12 protein-coding genes are annotated in these 15,375 nt (G+C 71.5%); 3 read left to right on the top strand and 9 right to left on the bottom strand.

Translation table 11 applies throughout. The features are described 5' to 3' along the window. Window position 1: 1 nt before the first annotated feature. Window positions 2-1,714, bottom strand: a complete 1,713-nt coding sequence (locus IGS69_RS24855) for an urease subunit alpha (protein ID WP_190902730.1) — start codon at window positions 1,712-1,714, stop codon at window positions 2-4. Next, window positions 1,711-2,418 (bottom strand): urease subunit gamma, encoded by a 708-nt coding sequence (gene ureA / locus IGS69_RS24850; protein ID WP_190902729.1) that lies wholly within the window; start codon window positions 2,416-2,418, stop codon window positions 1,711-1,713. The genes IGS69_RS24855 and ureA overlap by 4 nt, the downstream gene beginning before the upstream one ends. Before the next feature lie 114 nt (window positions 2,419-2,532). Between ureA and IGS69_RS24845 the strand changes: the two genes are divergently transcribed. Next, a complete protein-coding gene (locus tag IGS69_RS24845; protein ID WP_190902728.1) occupies window positions 2,533-3,963 on the top strand; it encodes a cytosine permease in 1,431 nt (476 codons plus the stop codon). A gap of 103 nt (window positions 3,964-4,066) precedes the next feature. Here the strand turns inward: IGS69_RS24845 and IGS69_RS24840 are convergent, their stop codons facing one another. Together IGS69_RS24840 and IGS69_RS24835 are read right to left on the bottom strand one after the other, a co-directional pair. Next, the gene (locus IGS69_RS24840) at window positions 4,067-5,155 is read right to left on the bottom strand and encodes a branched-chain amino acid aminotransferase (RefSeq protein ID WP_190902727.1); all 1,089 of its coding nucleotides are present in this window, start codon (window positions 5,153-5,155) and stop codon (window positions 4,067-4,069) included. 242 nt (window positions 5,156-5,397) lie between these two features. Continuing rightward, complete coding sequence (locus tag IGS69_RS24835; RefSeq protein WP_190902726.1) at window positions 5,398-6,441, bottom strand: 3-isopropylmalate dehydrogenase; 1,044 nt, start codon at window positions 6,439-6,441, stop codon at window positions 5,398-5,400. A gap of 154 nt (window positions 6,442-6,595) precedes the next feature. Here IGS69_RS24835 and IGS69_RS24830 point away from each other — a divergent pair, with 154 nt between their 5' ends. Beyond that, on the top strand, window positions 6,596-8,182 hold the full coding sequence (locus IGS69_RS24830) for a purple acid phosphatase family protein (RefSeq protein ID WP_190902725.1): 1,587 nt from the start codon (window positions 6,596-6,598) through the stop codon (window positions 8,180-8,182). A gap of 53 nt (window positions 8,183-8,235) precedes the next feature. Here IGS69_RS24830 and IGS69_RS34990 read toward each other — a convergent pair whose 3' ends face one another. From IGS69_RS34990 to IGS69_RS24815, 4 genes are all read right to left on the bottom strand, one after another. After that, window positions 8,236-8,367: a hypothetical protein gene (locus tag IGS69_RS34990; protein WP_269783182.1), complete on the bottom strand. Its 132-nt coding sequence runs from the start codon at window positions 8,365-8,367 to the stop codon at window positions 8,236-8,238. A 249-nt stretch (window positions 8,368-8,616) separates the two neighbouring features. Beyond that, window positions 8,617-9,159, bottom strand: coding sequence for a GNAT family N-acetyltransferase (locus tag IGS69_RS24825; RefSeq protein ID WP_190902724.1), 543 nt, complete (start codon window positions 9,157-9,159; stop codon window positions 8,617-8,619). 74 nt (window positions 9,160-9,233) lie between these two features. Then, window positions 9,234-10,865, bottom strand: coding sequence for an L-glutamate gamma-semialdehyde dehydrogenase (gene pruA, locus IGS69_RS24820; protein ID WP_190902723.1), 1,632 nt, complete (start codon window positions 10,863-10,865; stop codon window positions 9,234-9,236). A 224-nt stretch (window positions 10,866-11,089) separates the two neighbouring features. Further along, window positions 11,090-12,016 carry a proline dehydrogenase family protein gene (locus tag IGS69_RS24815; RefSeq protein WP_190902722.1) on the bottom strand — a complete coding sequence of 309 codons (927 nt, stop codon included), beginning with the start codon at window positions 12,014-12,016 and terminating at the stop codon, window positions 11,090-11,092. A 152-nt stretch (window positions 12,017-12,168) separates the two neighbouring features. Here IGS69_RS24815 and IGS69_RS24810 point away from each other — a divergent pair, with 152 nt between their 5' ends. After that, entirely contained in the window at window positions 12,169-13,530 is a 1,362-nt protein-coding gene (locus tag IGS69_RS24810; protein ID WP_190902721.1) for a PucR family transcriptional regulator, read from the top strand. Between the two features lie 183 nt (window positions 13,531-13,713). Here IGS69_RS24810 and serA read toward each other — a convergent pair whose 3' ends face one another. Beyond that, window positions 13,714-15,303, bottom strand: coding sequence for a phosphoglycerate dehydrogenase (serA, locus tag IGS69_RS24805; protein WP_190902720.1), 1,590 nt, complete (start codon window positions 15,301-15,303; stop codon window positions 13,714-13,716). Window positions 15,304-15,375: the final 72 nt, after the last annotated feature.

Here is a 15,375-nt window from a genome sequence, read left to right as displayed (position 1 = left end):
CTCAGAGGAAGTAGAGACGGTTGAGGGAGACGGACTCGGCGGGTTCGGAGCGCAGCGGCTCGCCGTCGAGGGTGACGAGACCGGTGCGCTGGTCGACGTCGACCGCTCCGGTACGGGAGTTGAGGCGCAGGTCGGCCGGGCCGATGCCACGGGTGCCGCGCACGGCGACCCTGCGGCGCCGGGTCGGCATGGTGTCGTGCCCCTGGTCGAGCGCGGCCTGCGCGACGAACGCCACCGATATCTCGGCCGGTGTCGCTCCGTGCGCGCCGAACTGCGGCCCGAGGACGAGGGGTTCGCAGGTGTCGGTCGCCGCGTTCGGGTCGCCGACCACGCCGTACGCCGGGAAGCCGGCCTTCAGCACCAGCTGCGGCTTGGCACCGAAGTACTCGGGCCGCCACAGCACGATGTCGGCGAGCTTGCCGGTCTCGATGGACCCGACCTCGTGGGAAAGCCCGTGCGCGAGGGCCGGGTTGATGGTCAGCTTGGCCATGTAGCGCAGGACGCGCTCGTTGTCGTGCTCGTCGTCGGGGGCGCCGAACTCGGCCTTCATCTTCCCGGCCATGGCGAACGTACGGCGGACCGTCTCGCCCGCGCGCCCCATGCCCTGCGCGTCCGACGAGGTGATGCCGATGGCACCCAGGTCGTGCAGGACGTCCTCGGCGCCCATGGTTCCGGCCCTGATGCGGTCGCGGGCCATGGCGGCGTCGCCGGGCAGGTCGGTCTTGAGGTCGTGGACGGAGACGATCATGCCGTAGTGCTCGGCGACGGCGTCCCGGCCGAAGGGCAGGGTCGGGTTGGTGGAGGAGCCGATGACGTTCGGCACGCCCGCCATCTTCAGGACGTTGGGGACGTGCCCGCCGCCGCAGCCCTCGATGTGGAAGGCGTGGATGGTCCGGCCCTCCAGCACGCGCAGGGTGTCCTCCACCGACAGGCACTCGTTCAGCCCGTCGCTGTGCAGCGCGACCTGGACGTCGTGCTCCTCGGCGACGCGCAGGGCGGTGTCCAGGGCGCGGGTGTGGGCGCCCATGTCCTCGTGCACCTTGAAACCCGAGGCGCCGCCCTCGGCGAGGGCCTCGATCAGGGGCGCCTCGTGGGACGAGGAACCGCGGCCGAGGAAGCCGATGTTGACCGGCCAGGCGTCGAAGGCGCCGAACGCGTGCCGCAGCGCCCAGGGCGAGTTGACGCCGACGCCCCACACCGGCCCGAACTCCTGCCCGATGACCGTGGTGACGCCGGAGGCGAGCGAGGCCTCCATGATGCGCGGCGACAGCAGGTGGACGTGGGTGTCGACGGCGCCGGCGGTGGCGATGAGGCCCTCGCCGGAGACGATCGAGGTGCCCGTGCCGACCACGACGTCGACCCCGTCGAGGGTGTCGGGGTTGCCGGCCCGCCCGATCGAGCAGATCCGGCCTTCGCGGATGCCGATGGACACCTTCCGGACGCCCTGCACGGCGTCGATCACCACGACGTTGCTGACCACGACGTCACAGGTCTCCCGGACCGCCGCCGCCTTCAGATGCAGCCCGTCGCGGGCGGTCTTGCCGAACCCGGCGAGGAACTCGTCGCCCCGGCGCTGGGAGTCGGACTCGACCTTGACGACCAGGCCCGAGTCACCGAGCCGGATGCGGTCGCCCGCGCGGGGGCCGTGCGTGGCGGCGTATTCGTAGGGGTTGAGGCGGCGCGCCTCGGCGGGGTGGCCTCCTGGGCGGCTCATCGCTCGGCCTCCTGTTCGGCTGCGGTTTCCGGTACGCCGAGGTAGCCGCAGGCGGCGGCCCGCCTCAGGGCCTCCGCCTTGGCGCCCGGCGCGTCCAGCGGCCCGTCGACGAGCCCGGCGAACCCGATGGCGATCCGCTCGCCCCCGATCGGCACCAGCCCGACCTCGGCGCTCTCCCCCGGCCCGAACCGGACGGACGATCCCGCGGGGACGGCGAGGCGCAGGCCGTAGGCCCGTCCGCGGTCGAAGTCGAGCCGCGGGTTGGCCTCGAAGAAGTGGAAGTGGGAGGTCACCGAGACCGGCACGGTCGCGGTGTTGGTGACCGTGAGCCGCTCGGCCGGCTCGGGCTCGGCGTCCTCCGGGCCGGGCAGCAGTGCGCCCGGGGCGTCCGGCCCCGAGCCGCCGCCGATGGGGTCGGAGACGACCGCGAGCCGCGAGCCGTCGTCGAAGACGGCCTCGACGTGCACCTCGGTGACGACGTCGGCGACACCGGGCAGCACGTCGTCGGGCCCGAGGACGGACCGTGCGGCCTCGACGGCCTCCGCGAGCCGCCTGCCGTCCCGGGCGGCCTCGCACACCGTGTCGGCGATGAGCGCGGTCGCCTCGGGGACGTTGAGCCTCAGTCCCCTGGCCCTGCGGGCGCGGGCGAGCTCGGCGGCGCCGAAGAGCAGCAGCCGGTCGCGTTCGGTCGGGGTCAGCCGCATGTCACTCCCTCCGTTTAGAGCATCACTCTAAACATGAAATTCCCTCGACCGAAAGGTTGACGCCGAACCAATGCACCCACCACATTGAACGTCGTTCTAACCAAGGAGACCAGCATGCCGATCGAACAGCGCGGAGTCGACACCATCCCCGAGGACGAGCGCACCAGCGGGCCGCGCGACCTCGTGTCGATCCTGCTCGGCTCCAACCTCTGCCTGGGCGTGATCGTCTTCGGCTGGCTGCCGCCGTCGTTCGGTCTGGACTGGTGGTCGTCGGTCAGTGCGGTGCTCGCCGGCACGGTGGTGGGCGTGCTGTTCACGGCCCCGCTGGCCCTGGTCTCGCTGCGCACCGGCACCAATCTGTCGACCTCCTCCGGCGCCCAGTTCGGGGTCCGCGGGCGGCTGATCGGCTCGGTGGTCGGGCTGCTGCTGGCCCTCGGCTACACCGCGCTGACCGTGTGGATCGGCGGGGACGTGATGGTGAGCGTCCTGGGCCGGCTGGCCAGGCTGCCGCAGGGCGGGACGTCGTACGCGGTCGTCTACGGGCTGCTCGCCGCGGCCACGGTGGCCGGTGCGGTGTACGGCTACCGGGTGCTGCTCGCGATGTCACGGGTGCTGGCGTTCGGCATGACGGCCCTGCTGGCCGTCGGAGTGATCGCGTACGCGCCCGCCTTCACCACGGCCGCGCTGCCGGAGGCCGGCGGCTATCTCCTGGGCGGCTACTGGCCGACCTGGCTGCTCGCGGCCGTGGCCGCCGGGCTGTCCGGGCCGGTCGCGTTCATCACGCTCCTCGGCGACTACACCCGCTACATCTCCCCGGCCCGCCACTCCTCCCGCCGGGTCCTGCACGCGACCTGGCTGGGGCTGCTGCTGGGCCTGCTGGTGCCGCAGCTGTTCGGCACGTTCACGGCGTACGCGGCCGGGGCGGCCCTCGACTACGCGGGCCCGCTGGTCGACGCGGCCCCGTCCTGGTACCTCGTCCCGCTGCTCCTGGCGGCCTCGGCCGGCTCGGTCGGCAACGCGGGGCTGATGCTGTACTCGATGGGCCTCGACCTGGACGCGATCCTGCCGCGCGCGTCCCGGGCGACGGCGACGTACACGGTCGCCGTCGTGGCCACGGCCGCGGTGTTCGCCGGGCACTACTACTCGACCGCGCAGGACGTGATGACGTCCTTCGTGCTGCTCCTGACCGCCATCGGCACGCCGTGGGCGGTCATCACCCTCATCGGCTTCGCCCGCTGCGGCGGGGTCTACGACGCGGACGCCCTCCAGGTCTTCAACCGCCGCGCCCGGGGCGGCGTCTACTGGTACCGCTCGGGCTGGAACGTCCCGGCGGCCCTCTCCTGGGCGGCCGGCGCGACGGTGGGCGTCCTGGCGGTGTCCCTGCCGTCGTACGAGGGGCCGCTGCTGGCGCTGACCGGCGGGGTGGACTGCAGTTTCCTGCTGTCGGGGGTGGTGGGAGGGGTCGCCTACGCCCTGACGGCCCCGGGGTCCGTGTCGACGGAACCCGGGGTCAAGGCCCCTGCACCGGCTTCTCTGTCCGACTGATTCGGGCAGCGCCGCTGGTCGGGCTCCTTGCCCGACCGCTTCGGGTGGTGGGTGGGCACAGGCCGGGGGTCCGGGGGCGGAGCCCCCGGGGGCCAGGAGGGGATCAGGCCAGGCGGTGCATCCAGCCGTGGGCGTCCGAGGCCGTACCCCGCTGGATGTCCAGCAGCGCCTGGCGCAGCCGCAGCGTGACCTCGCCCGGCTCTCCCCCGCCCTGCTTCCACTCCGCCGTGGCCCGCTTCACCGTACCGACCGGAGTGATCACCGCGGCCGTACCGCAGGCGAAGACCTCCGTCAGCGACCCGTTCTCCGAGTCCCGCTGCCACTGGTCGACCGAGACCCGCCCCTCCTCCGCCTCGTACCCGAGGTCCCGGGCGACGGCGAGCAGGGAGTCGCGCGTGACGCCCTCCAGGATCGACCCGGTCAGCGACGGCGTGACGATCTTGTCGCCGTACACGAAGTACAGGTTCATGCCGCCCAGCTCCTCGACCCACGTGTGCTCCACGGCGTCGAGGTAGCAGACCTGGTCACAGCCCTTCGTCGCGGCCTCGGCCTGCGCGAGCAGGGACGCCGCGTAGTTGCCGCCGGTCTTCGCGTCGCCCATGCCGCCGGGGACGGCGCGCACGCGGTCCTCGGAGACCCAGATCGACACCGGCTTCACACCACCGGGGAAGTACGCCCCGGCCGGGGAGGCGATCACCAGGAACAGGTACTCGTTCGCCGGCTTCACCCCCAGCCCGACCTCGGTGGCGATCATGAACGGCCGCAGGTAGAGGGACTCCTCGCCCCCGTGCGCCGGCACCCACGCCTTGTCCTGCTTCACCAGGGCGTCGCACGCCTCGATGAACGTCTCGACCGGCAGCTCGGGCATCGCGAGCCGGCGGGCGGAGCGCTGGAAGCGCTCGGCGTTCTTCTCGGGGCGGAAGGTGGCGACGGACCCGTCGGGCTGGCGGTAGGCCTTCAGGCCCTCGAAGATCTCCTGCGCGTAGTGCAGGACCGTGGTGGCGGGGTCGAGGGAGATCGGCGCGTACGGCACGAGCTGGCCGTCGTGCCAGCCGCGGCCCTCCGTCCACTTGATCGTCACCATGTGGTCGGTGAAGTGGCGGCCGAACCCGGGGTTGGCCAGGATCCCCTCGCGTTCCGCGTCGGAGAGCGGGTTGGCGGAGGGCTTGAGCTCGATCGTGGGCGTCGTCATGGGTTGATGTCCTTCACCGGTTGTAGTGACGGGCCGCGCTCGGTACTGCGCTGATGGTGACCAGTGCTAGGACGTCCGAGCATTCCCTCATTCCGCGGCCTCGCGTTCGATTATCGCGCGGGGGCGGCGGGGGAAGGAACGGGGTGATTGCGGCACGGTGGTCGATGGTGGCACCCGGCGGGAACATGCGGAAGCCGCCGGGTGCTGATGCGACCCGGCGGCTTGCGGTGTGCAGCGGCGGGTCAGCCGGCTACGCGTACGGCGAGCGCGTCGCCGATCTCCGAGGTGGAACGGGCGGGCTTGCCGGTGCGCTCGCCGAGGTCGGCCGCGACCGCCTCGTCGATGCGGGCGGCCTCGGCCTCGTAGCCGAGGTGGCGCAGCAGCAGCGCGACGGACAGCACGGTGGCGGTCGGGTCGGCCTTGCCCTGGCCCGCGATGTCCGGGGCCGAGCCGTGCACGGGCTCGAACATCGAGGGGAAGTCGCCGGAGGGGTTGATGTTCCCGCTCGCGGCGACGCCGATGCCGCCGGAGACGGCCGCGGCGAGGTCGGTGACGATGTCGCCGAAGAGGTTGTCGGTGACGATCACGTCGAAGCGCTCGGGCTGCGTGACGAGGTAGATCGTCGCCGCGTCCACGTGCATGTACTCGGTGGTGACCTCGGGGAACTCCTCGGCCACCTTGTTGAAGATGTTGGTCCACAGGTGACCCGCGAAGGTCAGCACGTTGTTCTTGTGGATCAGCGCCAGCTTCTTGCGGGGGCGGGCCTGGGCCCGGGCGAAGGCGTCGCGGACCACGCGCTCAACGCCGAAGGCCGTGTTCACGGAGACCTCGGTGGCGACCTCGTGCTCGGTGCCCGTGCGGATCGTGCCGCCGTTGCCGGTATACGGCCCCTCGGTGCCCTCGCGGACCACGACGAAGTCGATCTGCGGCTCACCGGCGAGCGGGGTGGCGACACCCGGGAGGAGCTTCGACGGACGCAGGTTGACGTGGTGGTCGAAGGCGAAGCGGAGCTTGAGCAGGAAGCCGCGCTCCAGGACGCCGGACGGCACGGACGGGTCACCGATCGCGCCGAGCAGAATGGCGTCGTGCCGCTTCAGGGCGTCGAGGTCGGCGTCGGTGAGGGTCTCACCGGTGGCGTGGTAGCGCCGGGCGCCGAAGTCGTACTCCTCGGTCTCCAGCTTCACATCCTGCGGAAGGACGGCGGAGAGGACCTTCAGGCCTTCGGCCACGACCTCCTGGCCGATGCCGTCACCGGGAATCACTGCGAGATTGAGGCTGCGAGACATGCGGGCACCCTACTCCTCGTCCCATGGGATGACACACGGTGTCCGGGATGCGGACAGGGGGGACGCACCCGACCGGGGGACGGCACGCGTCCGCCGGGTTCCGTTCACCCGTATGTGGTGCGGCCGTTGGCCTGTGCTGGGACATTCTCTGGACATGGAGATCCCCCACTTCGGCATCCCGCCCGAGCTCGCCGGCCGGATGAGCATGGCGGAGCAGCACGTGTACCTGCGGACCCGGCTGTCGCGGCGGCGCACCCTGGTGACGGCGGGCGCGGTGGCGGGCGGGCTGCTGACCGGCTGCTCCGGCTCCGGTTCCGCCTCCCGTACCGGGCGGACCGGCGCCACGGCGACCGGGCTCCCGTCGCCGAGCACGTCGGCGGCGCCCGGATCCCTCGTCACCCCTTTCGGCCGCCATCTCGCCTTCGGCGCCGACCCGAAGACACAGATGCGGATCTCCTGGCAGGTGCCGCTCGCGGTGCGGAAGCCGTACGTCCGGGTGGGCCTGCGCCCCGACGACCTCGGCCGCAAGATCGAGGCGGAGCTGCGCGACCTGCGCACCCCGGAGCTGAAGGGCATCCGGGCGGCGGTCGAGCAGTACTACCTGCACGCGGCGCTGGACGGCCTCCGTCCGGACACGACGTACTACTACGGCGTCGGCCACGAGGGCTTCGACCCGGCCTCCCCGCGGCACCGGCCGACCGTGACGTCGTTCCGCACGGCACCGGCGAGAGCGCCCGGGCGTTTCGTGTTCACCGCGTTCGGCGACCAGGGCGTCGGTGACGAGGCGGCCCTCAACGACCGTACGCTGCTGCGCCGGAAGCCCGCCTTCCATCTGCACGCCGGCGACATCTGCTACGCCGATCCGACCGGCAAGGGCAAGGAGTCGGACGTCTTCGACGCGAGCCAGTGGGACCGGTTCCTGAAGCAGACCGAGCCGGTGGCCCGGTCGGTGCCGTGGATGGTGACGACCGGCAACCACGACATGGAGGCCTGGTACTCACCCGACGGCTACGGCGGCCAGCTCGCCCGGTTCTCCCTGCCGGACAGCGGCTTCGACGCGCGCACGGCACCGGGCGTGTACGCCTTCACGTACGGCAACGTGGGTGTGGTCGCGCTGGACGCGAACGACGTGTCGTACGAGATTCCCGCCAACTTCGGCTACACGGAGGGGCGGCAGACGAAGTGGCTGGACGGCAAGCTCGGCGAACTGCGCTCCTCGAAGGACGTCGACTTCATCGTCGTCTTCTTCCACCACTGCGCCTACTCGACGTCCACGCACGCCTCGGACGGAGGGGTGCGCGCCGAGTGGCTGCCGCTGTTCGCCCGGCACGAGGTGGATCTGGTGATCAACGGGCACAACCACGTCTACGAGCGGACGGACGCCATCCGGGGCGGCGAGGTGGGCCGGCCGGTGCCGGTCGGCGGGACGACGGATCCGCGGCGGGACGGGATCGTGTACGTCACCGCGGGCGGGGGTGGCAAGGACCTGTACGGCTTCCCCGACGGCGTGAAGGAGAGCTACGAGGGGAACACCTCCGACCACGAGCCGGTCAGCACGTTCCGGTGGACCAAGTCCCAGGGCGCCAAGGCGGAGTCGGCGCAGTGGTCGCGGGTGCGCTACCGCGGCTTCTCGTTCCTCTCGGTGGAGGCGCGCAGCGGGGCCAGGCCGGGACTGAAGGTGTCGGCGCTGTCGTCGAGCGGTGAGCGGATCGACCACTTCGAGGTACGGCGCGGGGCGTGAGACCCCGCGCCGCGCCTCGTCGGGCGGCTCCCGGTCCTGTTGCGGTGCGCGGCTCAGTGGCCGCTGGATCCGCCGTTGTCCCTGCGGTCGAGGGCGCGCTGGAGCGCGGCGGCGGCGTTCTTCCGGTCGGACTCGGTCGTACGGGAGATGTGACGGACTCGGCGGCGGACGGTCGTCTCGGCCATGGGAAATCGACTCCTTCGACAGCACGGAGTGCACAGGGAGGGTTACGAGACGCCGGAAGTGGACGGGGAGCGGTGCCGCAGGGGTTGCCTGCACGGGGCCCGGCTCACGACCGCCATTCGCTTGGTCGAGCGAGACGTTCGGCTCCTACAAAGCTAAGGGAGCGCGGAGCGTCTGTCTCCACAATTACTCGGACTTCCTACTATCTGAGACGGTGGACTGGGTCACACCGCGCTGACCTGCGGTGATCTCTAGAGCACGTCGCCGTCGCGCCAGTCGAAGACCAGCTCATGCGCGGGGTCGAGGGAGCCGGCCAGGGCGGCGCGGACGTAGGTGCTGCCCTCCTCCTCCGGCAGCCGGACGATGCCGTCCCGCGGGCTGAGGGCGTGCACCCGACCGGTCCAGGGCTGCCAGCCGCGGGAGGTGTAGAGCCGGGCACCGTCGTCGCTCGCGGACAGGGCGCCGAGGTCGTAGGCGCGGTCGACGACACGCTCCAGCTCCGCCATGATCCGCCCGCCGAGGCCGCCACGGCGGACGTCGGCGCGCACGGCGACGTTCTCGACGTACCCGGCCCGCAGCCACCGCCCGCCGTGCCGCACCCGCCGCATCACGACCGCCCCGTGCGCGGCGAGCCCGGAGCCGTCGTGCACGAGGGCATGCATGCCGCCGAGCCCGTGATCCCAGTCCTCGTCCCCGAAGTCCCCCTCGAACGCGGCGTCCAGCAGGCCGCGCACGGCGTCGAGTTCGGCGGGGGGCAGATCGGCGGTGTGGGTGGTGCGCACAGGGATGGTCATCGGCCCAGTCTTTCGCCCGGCATGCCGACGGGCCAGGTCTTTTCGACCTGGCCCGTCGGTTGGTGCGGGGGATGTCAGCCCATGTGCGGGTACGTGTAGTCCGTCGGCGGGACCAGCGTCTCCTTGATGGCGCGGGTCAGGGTCCAGCGCATCAGGTTCTGCGGGGCGCCGGCCTTGTCGTTGGTGCCGGAGGCGCGGCCGCCGCCGAAGGGCTGCTGGCCGACGACGGCGCCGGTCGACTTGTCGTTGATGTAGAAGTTGCCCGCCGCGTAGCGGAGCTTGTCGGCCGTGTAGGCCGCCGCCGCACGGTCGTTGGCGATGACCGAGCCGGTCAGGGCGTAGTCGGAGACGGACTCCATCTGGGTCAGCATCTCGTCGTACTTGTCGTCCTCGTAGACGTGCACGGCGATGATGGGGCCGAAGTACTCGGTGCGGAAGACCTCGTTCTCCGGGTCGGTGCACTCGATGACGGTCGGGCGGACGAAATAGCCCTCGGAGTCGTCGTAGGTGCCGCCCGCGACGATCGTGCAGGTGGCGTCCTCCTTGGCGCGGTCGATGGCGGCCTTGTTCTTGGCGAAGGCACGCTCGTCGATGACGGCGCCGATGAAGTTCGACAGGTCGGTGACGTCACCCATCTTGATGCCGTCGACCTCGGCCGCGAGCTCCTCCTTGAAGCCGGAGTTCCAGATCGAGGCCGGGATGTACGCGCGGGAGGTGGCGCTGCACTTCTGGCCCTGGAACTCGAAGGCACCGCGGGTGAACGCCGTCTTCAGGATCGCCGGGTCGGCCGACGGGTGGGCGACGAGGAAGTCCTTGCCGCCGGTCTCGCCGACGAGACGCGGGTAGGTGCGGTACTTCTCGATGTTGTTGCCGACCGTCTTCCACAGGTACTGGAAGGTGGGGGTCGAGCCGGTGAAGTGGATGCCGGCGAGGTCGCGGTGCTCCAGGGCGACCTTGGAGACCTCGATGCCGTCACCGGTGACGAGGTTGATGACGCCCTTGGGCAGACCGGCCTCCTCCAGCAGCTGCATCAGCAGCACGGCGGCGTGGGTCTGCGTCGGGGACGGCTTCCAGACGACGACGTTGCCCATCAGGGCGGGGGCCGTCGGAAGGTTGCCCGCAATGGCGGTGAAGTTGAAGGGCGTGATCGCGTAGACGAAGCCCTCCAGCGGGCGGTGGTCCAGACGGTTCCACACGCCGGGCGAGTTCGCCGGGGGCTGCTCGGCGAGCAGCTTGCGGGCGTAGGAGACGTTGAACCGCCAGAAGTCGATCAGCTCGCAGGGCGTGTCGATCTCGGCCTGCTGGGCGGTCTTGGACTGGCCGAGCATGGTGGAGGCGGCGAGCGTCTCGCGCCAGGGGCCGGACAGCAGCTCGGCGGCGCGCAGGATGATCGCCGCGCGGTCGTCGAAGGCCATCGCACGCCAGGCGGGCGCGGCGGCCAGGGCCGCGTCGATGGCGTCCTGGGCGTCCGCCTGCGTGGCGTTGCGGTAGGTGCCGAGCACGGCCTTGTGGTTGTGCGGCTGGACGACCTGGAAGGCCTCGCCGCCGCCCATCCGCTTCTCGCCGCCGATGGTGCAGGGCAGGTCGACGGGGTTGTCGGCCAGCTCCTTCAGCTTGGCCTCCAGGCGGGCCCGCTCGGGCGAGCCGGGGGCGTAGCCGTGCACCGGCTCGTTGACGGGCGTGGGGACCTGGGTCACAGCGTCCATGTTTTCCGTAACTCCTTACTGAGCGGTGTTTCGGTCTCGGCCCTTGACGGGCTCGCGGCCCCTCGCAGGGCATTCGGCCCTCGAAGGACTGTCAGCCCTTGGTGAGCATCGAACGGGCGAAGAAGCGCAGGTTGGCCGGCTTCTCCGCGAGACGGCGCGTGCTGTGCCTTCCCGGGGGACGACCCCCGGACCCCCGGCAGGGGCCACGGCACAGCCTCGTTCCGTCAGCCACGGGTGATCACACTCCTGGCGAAGAAGCGCAGGTTGGCCGGCTTCTCCGCGAGACGGCGCATGAAGTAGCCGTACCAGTCGGTGCCGTAGGCGGTGTAGACGCGCATCCGGTGGCCCTCGGCGGCCAGCCGCAGGTGCTCGTCGGTGCGGATGCCGTACAGCATCTGGAACTCGTACTCGTCCAGCTTGCGCCCGGCCTGGTGGGCGAGCTCCTGGCCGATCGCGATCAGGCGCGGGTCGTGGGACCCGATCATCGGATACCCCTCCCCCGCCATCAACGTCCGCAGGATACGGACGTATGCCCGGTCGATCTCGTGTTTGTCCTGGTACGCGACCGAGGCGGGCTCCTTGTACGCGCCCTTGACCAGACGGACCCGGCTGCCGCTGCCGGCCAGGCGGCGGGCGTCGGCCTCGGTGCGGAAGAGGTAGGCCTGGATGACGCAGCCGGTCTGCGGGAAGTCCTTCCGCAGCTCCTCGTGGATGGCGAACATCGAGTCGAGGGTGGTGTGGTCCTCGGCGTCGAGCGTGACCGTGGTGCCGATCTCGGCGGCGGCCTCGACGACCGGGCGGACGTTGCTCAGGGCCAGCTCGTGGCCGCCCTCCAGCGCCTGCCCGAACATCGACAGCTTCACCGACATCTCGGCGCGGGTGCCGAGCTCCAGCGGCTTGAGGCGGTCGACGAGCTCGAGGTAGGCGTCCCGGGCGGCGGCGGCCTGCGCGGGGTTGGTGATGTCCTCGCCGACGACGTCCATCGTCAGTTCGAGGCCGTGATCGGCGAGCTCCCGGACGACGGGGACGATGTCGTCGACGTCCTCGCCCGGGATGAAGCGGTCGACGACCTGCTTGGTCACCGGTGCCGCCGAGATCAGGCGTCGCATCCGGTCGCTGCGGGACGCGGCGAGAATCACGGGACCCAGCACGGGGCACCTCCAGAGCACAAGCAACGTGAAGGCCGGACCCCTCGCGGATGGCGCGTCGGGTACGGCACGGAGAACCACCGTGAAACCTAAGGATCCCTCCGATCGTCGGCCATCGACAGCTGTCACGCATCCGTGCCGCAGATCTCAGACAGATGTATGAAGGGCTCCGGGAAGTGCGCGACAATGCCGGGGTGACGTCGGAACACAGGGGCGACTACGAGGAGCTGGTCGACGAGATCTCGGAGCTGCTCGGCGCGCCCGCGACGCTGGAGAACCGGGACTTCGAGCTGATCGCCTTCGGTGCCTACGACAGTGAGGGCGACCTCGATCCGTCGGCCCTGGACCCGGTGCGCACCCGCTCGATCCTCACCCGCCGCTCGACGGCGGCGGTGCGGGCGTGGTTCGAGGGCTTCGGCATCACCCGGGCGACGGGCCCGGTCCGCATCCCCCCGACACCGGAGGCCGGGGTGTACCGGGGCCGGATCTGTCTCCCCGTCCGCCACCGGGGTGTGGTGCACGGCTACATCTGGCTCCTGGACGACGATCCCGGCCCGAGCGAACGCCAGCTCACCGCCGCCATGGGGGTCACGGCACGCATCGGGGCCCTGCTCGCGGACGAGGCGCAGCACGGCGCCGACCTCAGCCGTGAACTGAGAGCGGTCCTCACCGCCGAGCGCGGCTGGCAGAGCGACATGGCCGTCGCCGAGCTCCGCACGGCCCTCGGCCCCCGCGCCGACGGCCTCCACGCCCTGCTGTGCGTCGCCCCCTGGCCCTCGGCCGACCCCGACGACGCCCCGTCGGTCCGCGCGATCCCCGGCGCGACGGCCCTGTGCACGCTGCCGTGGGGCGCGACGGCCCAGTGCCTGGCGGTCCTGATCCGCCTGCGCTCCCCGGAGGTCCTCACCCCGGCGACGACGGCGGCGGGGCGACTGCTGGAGCGGGCGCGAGGGGGAAGCGGCATCGGTGGCATGGAGGGGTCCTCCACGGGTGCGACGGGTGCGACAGGCACGGCCGGCAGAGCGAGCACGGCGAGCGGAACGGGCACAGCCCGCTCCGGTGCCTCCACCCCTCGCTCCGGCTCCGGTGCCGCCACCCTCCAGTCCTCCCCCGCCGCCGGTATCGCCACCCCCCGCTCCGGCCTCGCCGACCTGGCGACGGCCTGGGCCGAGGCCTCGGCGGCCGCCCGGGCGGCACTGGCCGAGGCGCGGTTCGGGCCGGTCGCGCAGTGGGCATCGATCGGGCCGTTCCGGCTGCTCACCGCCCTGCCCCCGGAAGTCGCCCACGACCCCGTCGCCCGTACGCTGCTCGCCCCGGTCCACCACGAACTCGCCCGGACCGCGGAGGTCTTCCTCGACAGCGCCGGGCAGGCCGCCCGGGCCGCCGCCGAGCTGGGCATCCACCGCCAGACCCTCTACTACCGGCTGTCCCGCATCGAGAAGCTCACCGGACTCGACCTGGACGACGGCGAGGACCGGCTGCTGCTGCACATGGCTCTGAAGGCACACCGGCTGTGAGGGGGACGCGTCACTTCCGCTCGGCGGCCTCGATCACCTGACGCAGCCCGGCGACGAGCTGCCCGGCCTCCGGGGTGCGGGTACGCCAAAACGCCGGACGGGCTGATCAGCTCAGCCCGTCCGGCGTGTGAGGACGAGTCCGTTCGGGGTGAACGGGGTTCCCGGGGGGACCCCCCGGGGATGTCAGGCCAGGTTGACGGAGCGAGCCGAGGTCGCCCCGATCTCCGCGGCCACCTCGGCCAGCACCGACGCGGTCACCGTGTCGTCCACGGTCAGCACCGCCAGCGCCTCGCCGCCGGCAGCCGCCCGCGACACCTGCATGCCGGCAATGTTGAGGCCCGCCTCACCGAGGATGCGGCCCACCGTGCCGACGACACCGGGACGGTCCTCGTACTTCAGCACGATCATGTGGTCGGCGAGCGCGAGGTCCACGTCGAAGTCACCGACGGCGACGATCTTCTGGAGGTGCTTCGGGCCGGCCAGCGTGCCGGACACCGACACCTCCTCGCCGTCGGCGAGGGTGCCGCGCACCGTGACGACGTTGCGGTGCTCGGTCGCCTCGGAGCTGGTGGTCAGACGCACCTCGACGCCACGCTCCTGCGCGAACAGCGGGGCGTTGACGTACGACACCGTCTCGTCGACGACGTCCTCGAAGACACCCTTGAGCGCGGACAGCTCCAGCACCTTCACGTCGTGCTGGGTGATCTCGCCGTAAACCTCGACGTCGAGGCGGACGGCGACCTCACCGGCGAGCGCGGTGAAGATCCGGCCCAGGCGCTCGGCGAGCGGCAGGCCCGGCTTGACGTCCTCGGCGATGACACCGCCCTGCACGTTCACCGCGTCCGGCACGAGCTCACCGGCGAGGGCGAGCCGCACGGAGCGGGCGACGGCGATACCGGCCTTCTCCTGCGCCTCGTCGGTCGAGGCGCCGAGGTGCGGGGTGCAGACGACCTGGTCGAACTCGAACAGCGGGGAGTCCGTGCAGGGCTCCTTCGCGTACACGTCGAGACCGGCACCGGCGACCCGGCCCTCCTTGAGGGCGGAGTACAGCGCCTCCTCGTCGACGATCCCGCCGCGCGCGGCGTTGACGATGCGCACACTCGGCTTGACCTTGCGCAGCGCCTCGTCGCCGATCAGGCCGACCGTCTCGGGGGTCTTGGGCAGGTGGACGGTGATGAAGTCGGAGACCTCGAGCAGCTCGTCCAGCGACAGCACCTTGACGCCCATCTGCGCGGCGCGGGCGGGCTGGATGTAGGGGTCGTAGGCGACGACCTTCATACCGAACCCGGACATGCGCTGGGCGACGAGCGCGCCGATGCGGCCGAGGCCGACGACACCGAGGGTCTTCTCGGCGAGCTCCACGCCCGTGTACTTGCTGCGCTTCCACTCGCCGTTCTTCAGCGCGGCGTTGGCCTGCGGGATGTGGCGGGCGGTGGCGATGAGCAGACCGCAGGCCAGTTCGGCGGCGGTCACGATGTTGGAGGTCGGGGCGTTGACGACCATCACGCCGGCCTTGGTGGCGGCGGAGACGTCCACGTTGTCCAGGCCGACGCCGGCTCGTGCGACGACCTTCAGCTTCTTCGCGGCGGCGATCGCCTCGGCGTCGACCTTGGTGGCCGAGCGGACCAGGATCGCGTCCACATCGGCGATGGCCGGGAGCAGCTCGGCGCGGTCCGCGCCGTTGCAGTGCCGGATCTCGAAGTCCGGGCCCAGGGCGTCGACGGTGGCGGGCGACAGCTCTTCAGCGATGAGTACGACGGGTTTCGAGCTCACGTGAGTCCTCACAAGTCCAGTGCTGCGGACGGCCGTCCCGACGGCCGCAGGCGGTGGAGGGGTGCTTGCCGC

The organism is Streptomyces tuirus (assembly GCF_014701095.1).
In the GTDB taxonomy this organism is placed as follows: Bacteria; Actinomycetota; Actinomycetes; order Streptomycetales; family Streptomycetaceae; genus Streptomyces; species Streptomyces tuirus.
Note: the sequence above shows the minus strand (reverse complement) of the source record. Positions and strands in the feature narration are given on the sequence as shown.

What these genes read in the sequence shown, in the direction of transcription:
- IGS69_RS24855 (WP_190902730.1), bottom strand. Translation starts at nt 1,714, where the DNA reads ATGAGCCGCCCAGGAGGCCACCCCGCCGAGGCGCGCCGCCTCAACCCC.
- ureA (WP_190902729.1), bottom strand. Translation starts at nt 2,418, where the DNA reads ATGCGGCTGACCCCGACCGAACGCGACCGGCTGCTGCTCTTCGGCGCC.
- IGS69_RS24845 (WP_190902728.1), top strand. Translation starts at nt 2,533, where the DNA reads ATGCCGATCGAACAGCGCGGAGTCGACACCATCCCCGAGGACGAGCGC.
- IGS69_RS24840 (WP_190902727.1), bottom strand. Translation starts at nt 5,155, where the DNA reads ATGACGACGCCCACGATCGAGCTCAAGCCCTCCGCCAACCCGCTCTCC.
- IGS69_RS24835 (WP_190902726.1), bottom strand. Translation starts at nt 6,441, where the DNA reads ATGTCTCGCAGCCTCAATCTCGCAGTGATTCCCGGTGACGGCATCGGC.
- IGS69_RS24830 (WP_190902725.1), top strand. Translation starts at nt 6,596, where the DNA reads ATGGAGATCCCCCACTTCGGCATCCCGCCCGAGCTCGCCGGCCGGATG.
- IGS69_RS34990 (WP_269783182.1), bottom strand. Translation starts at nt 8,367, where the DNA reads ATGGCCGAGACGACCGTCCGCCGCCGAGTCCGTCACATCTCCCGTACG.
- IGS69_RS24825 (WP_190902724.1), bottom strand. Translation starts at nt 9,159, where the DNA reads ATGACCATCCCTGTGCGCACCACCCACACCGCCGATCTGCCCCCCGCC.
- pruA (WP_190902723.1), bottom strand. Translation starts at nt 10,865, where the DNA reads ATGGACGCTGTGACCCAGGTCCCCACGCCCGTCAACGAGCCGGTGCAC.
- IGS69_RS24810 (WP_190902721.1), top strand. Translation starts at nt 12,169, where the DNA reads ATGTATGAAGGGCTCCGGGAAGTGCGCGACAATGCCGGGGTGACGTCG.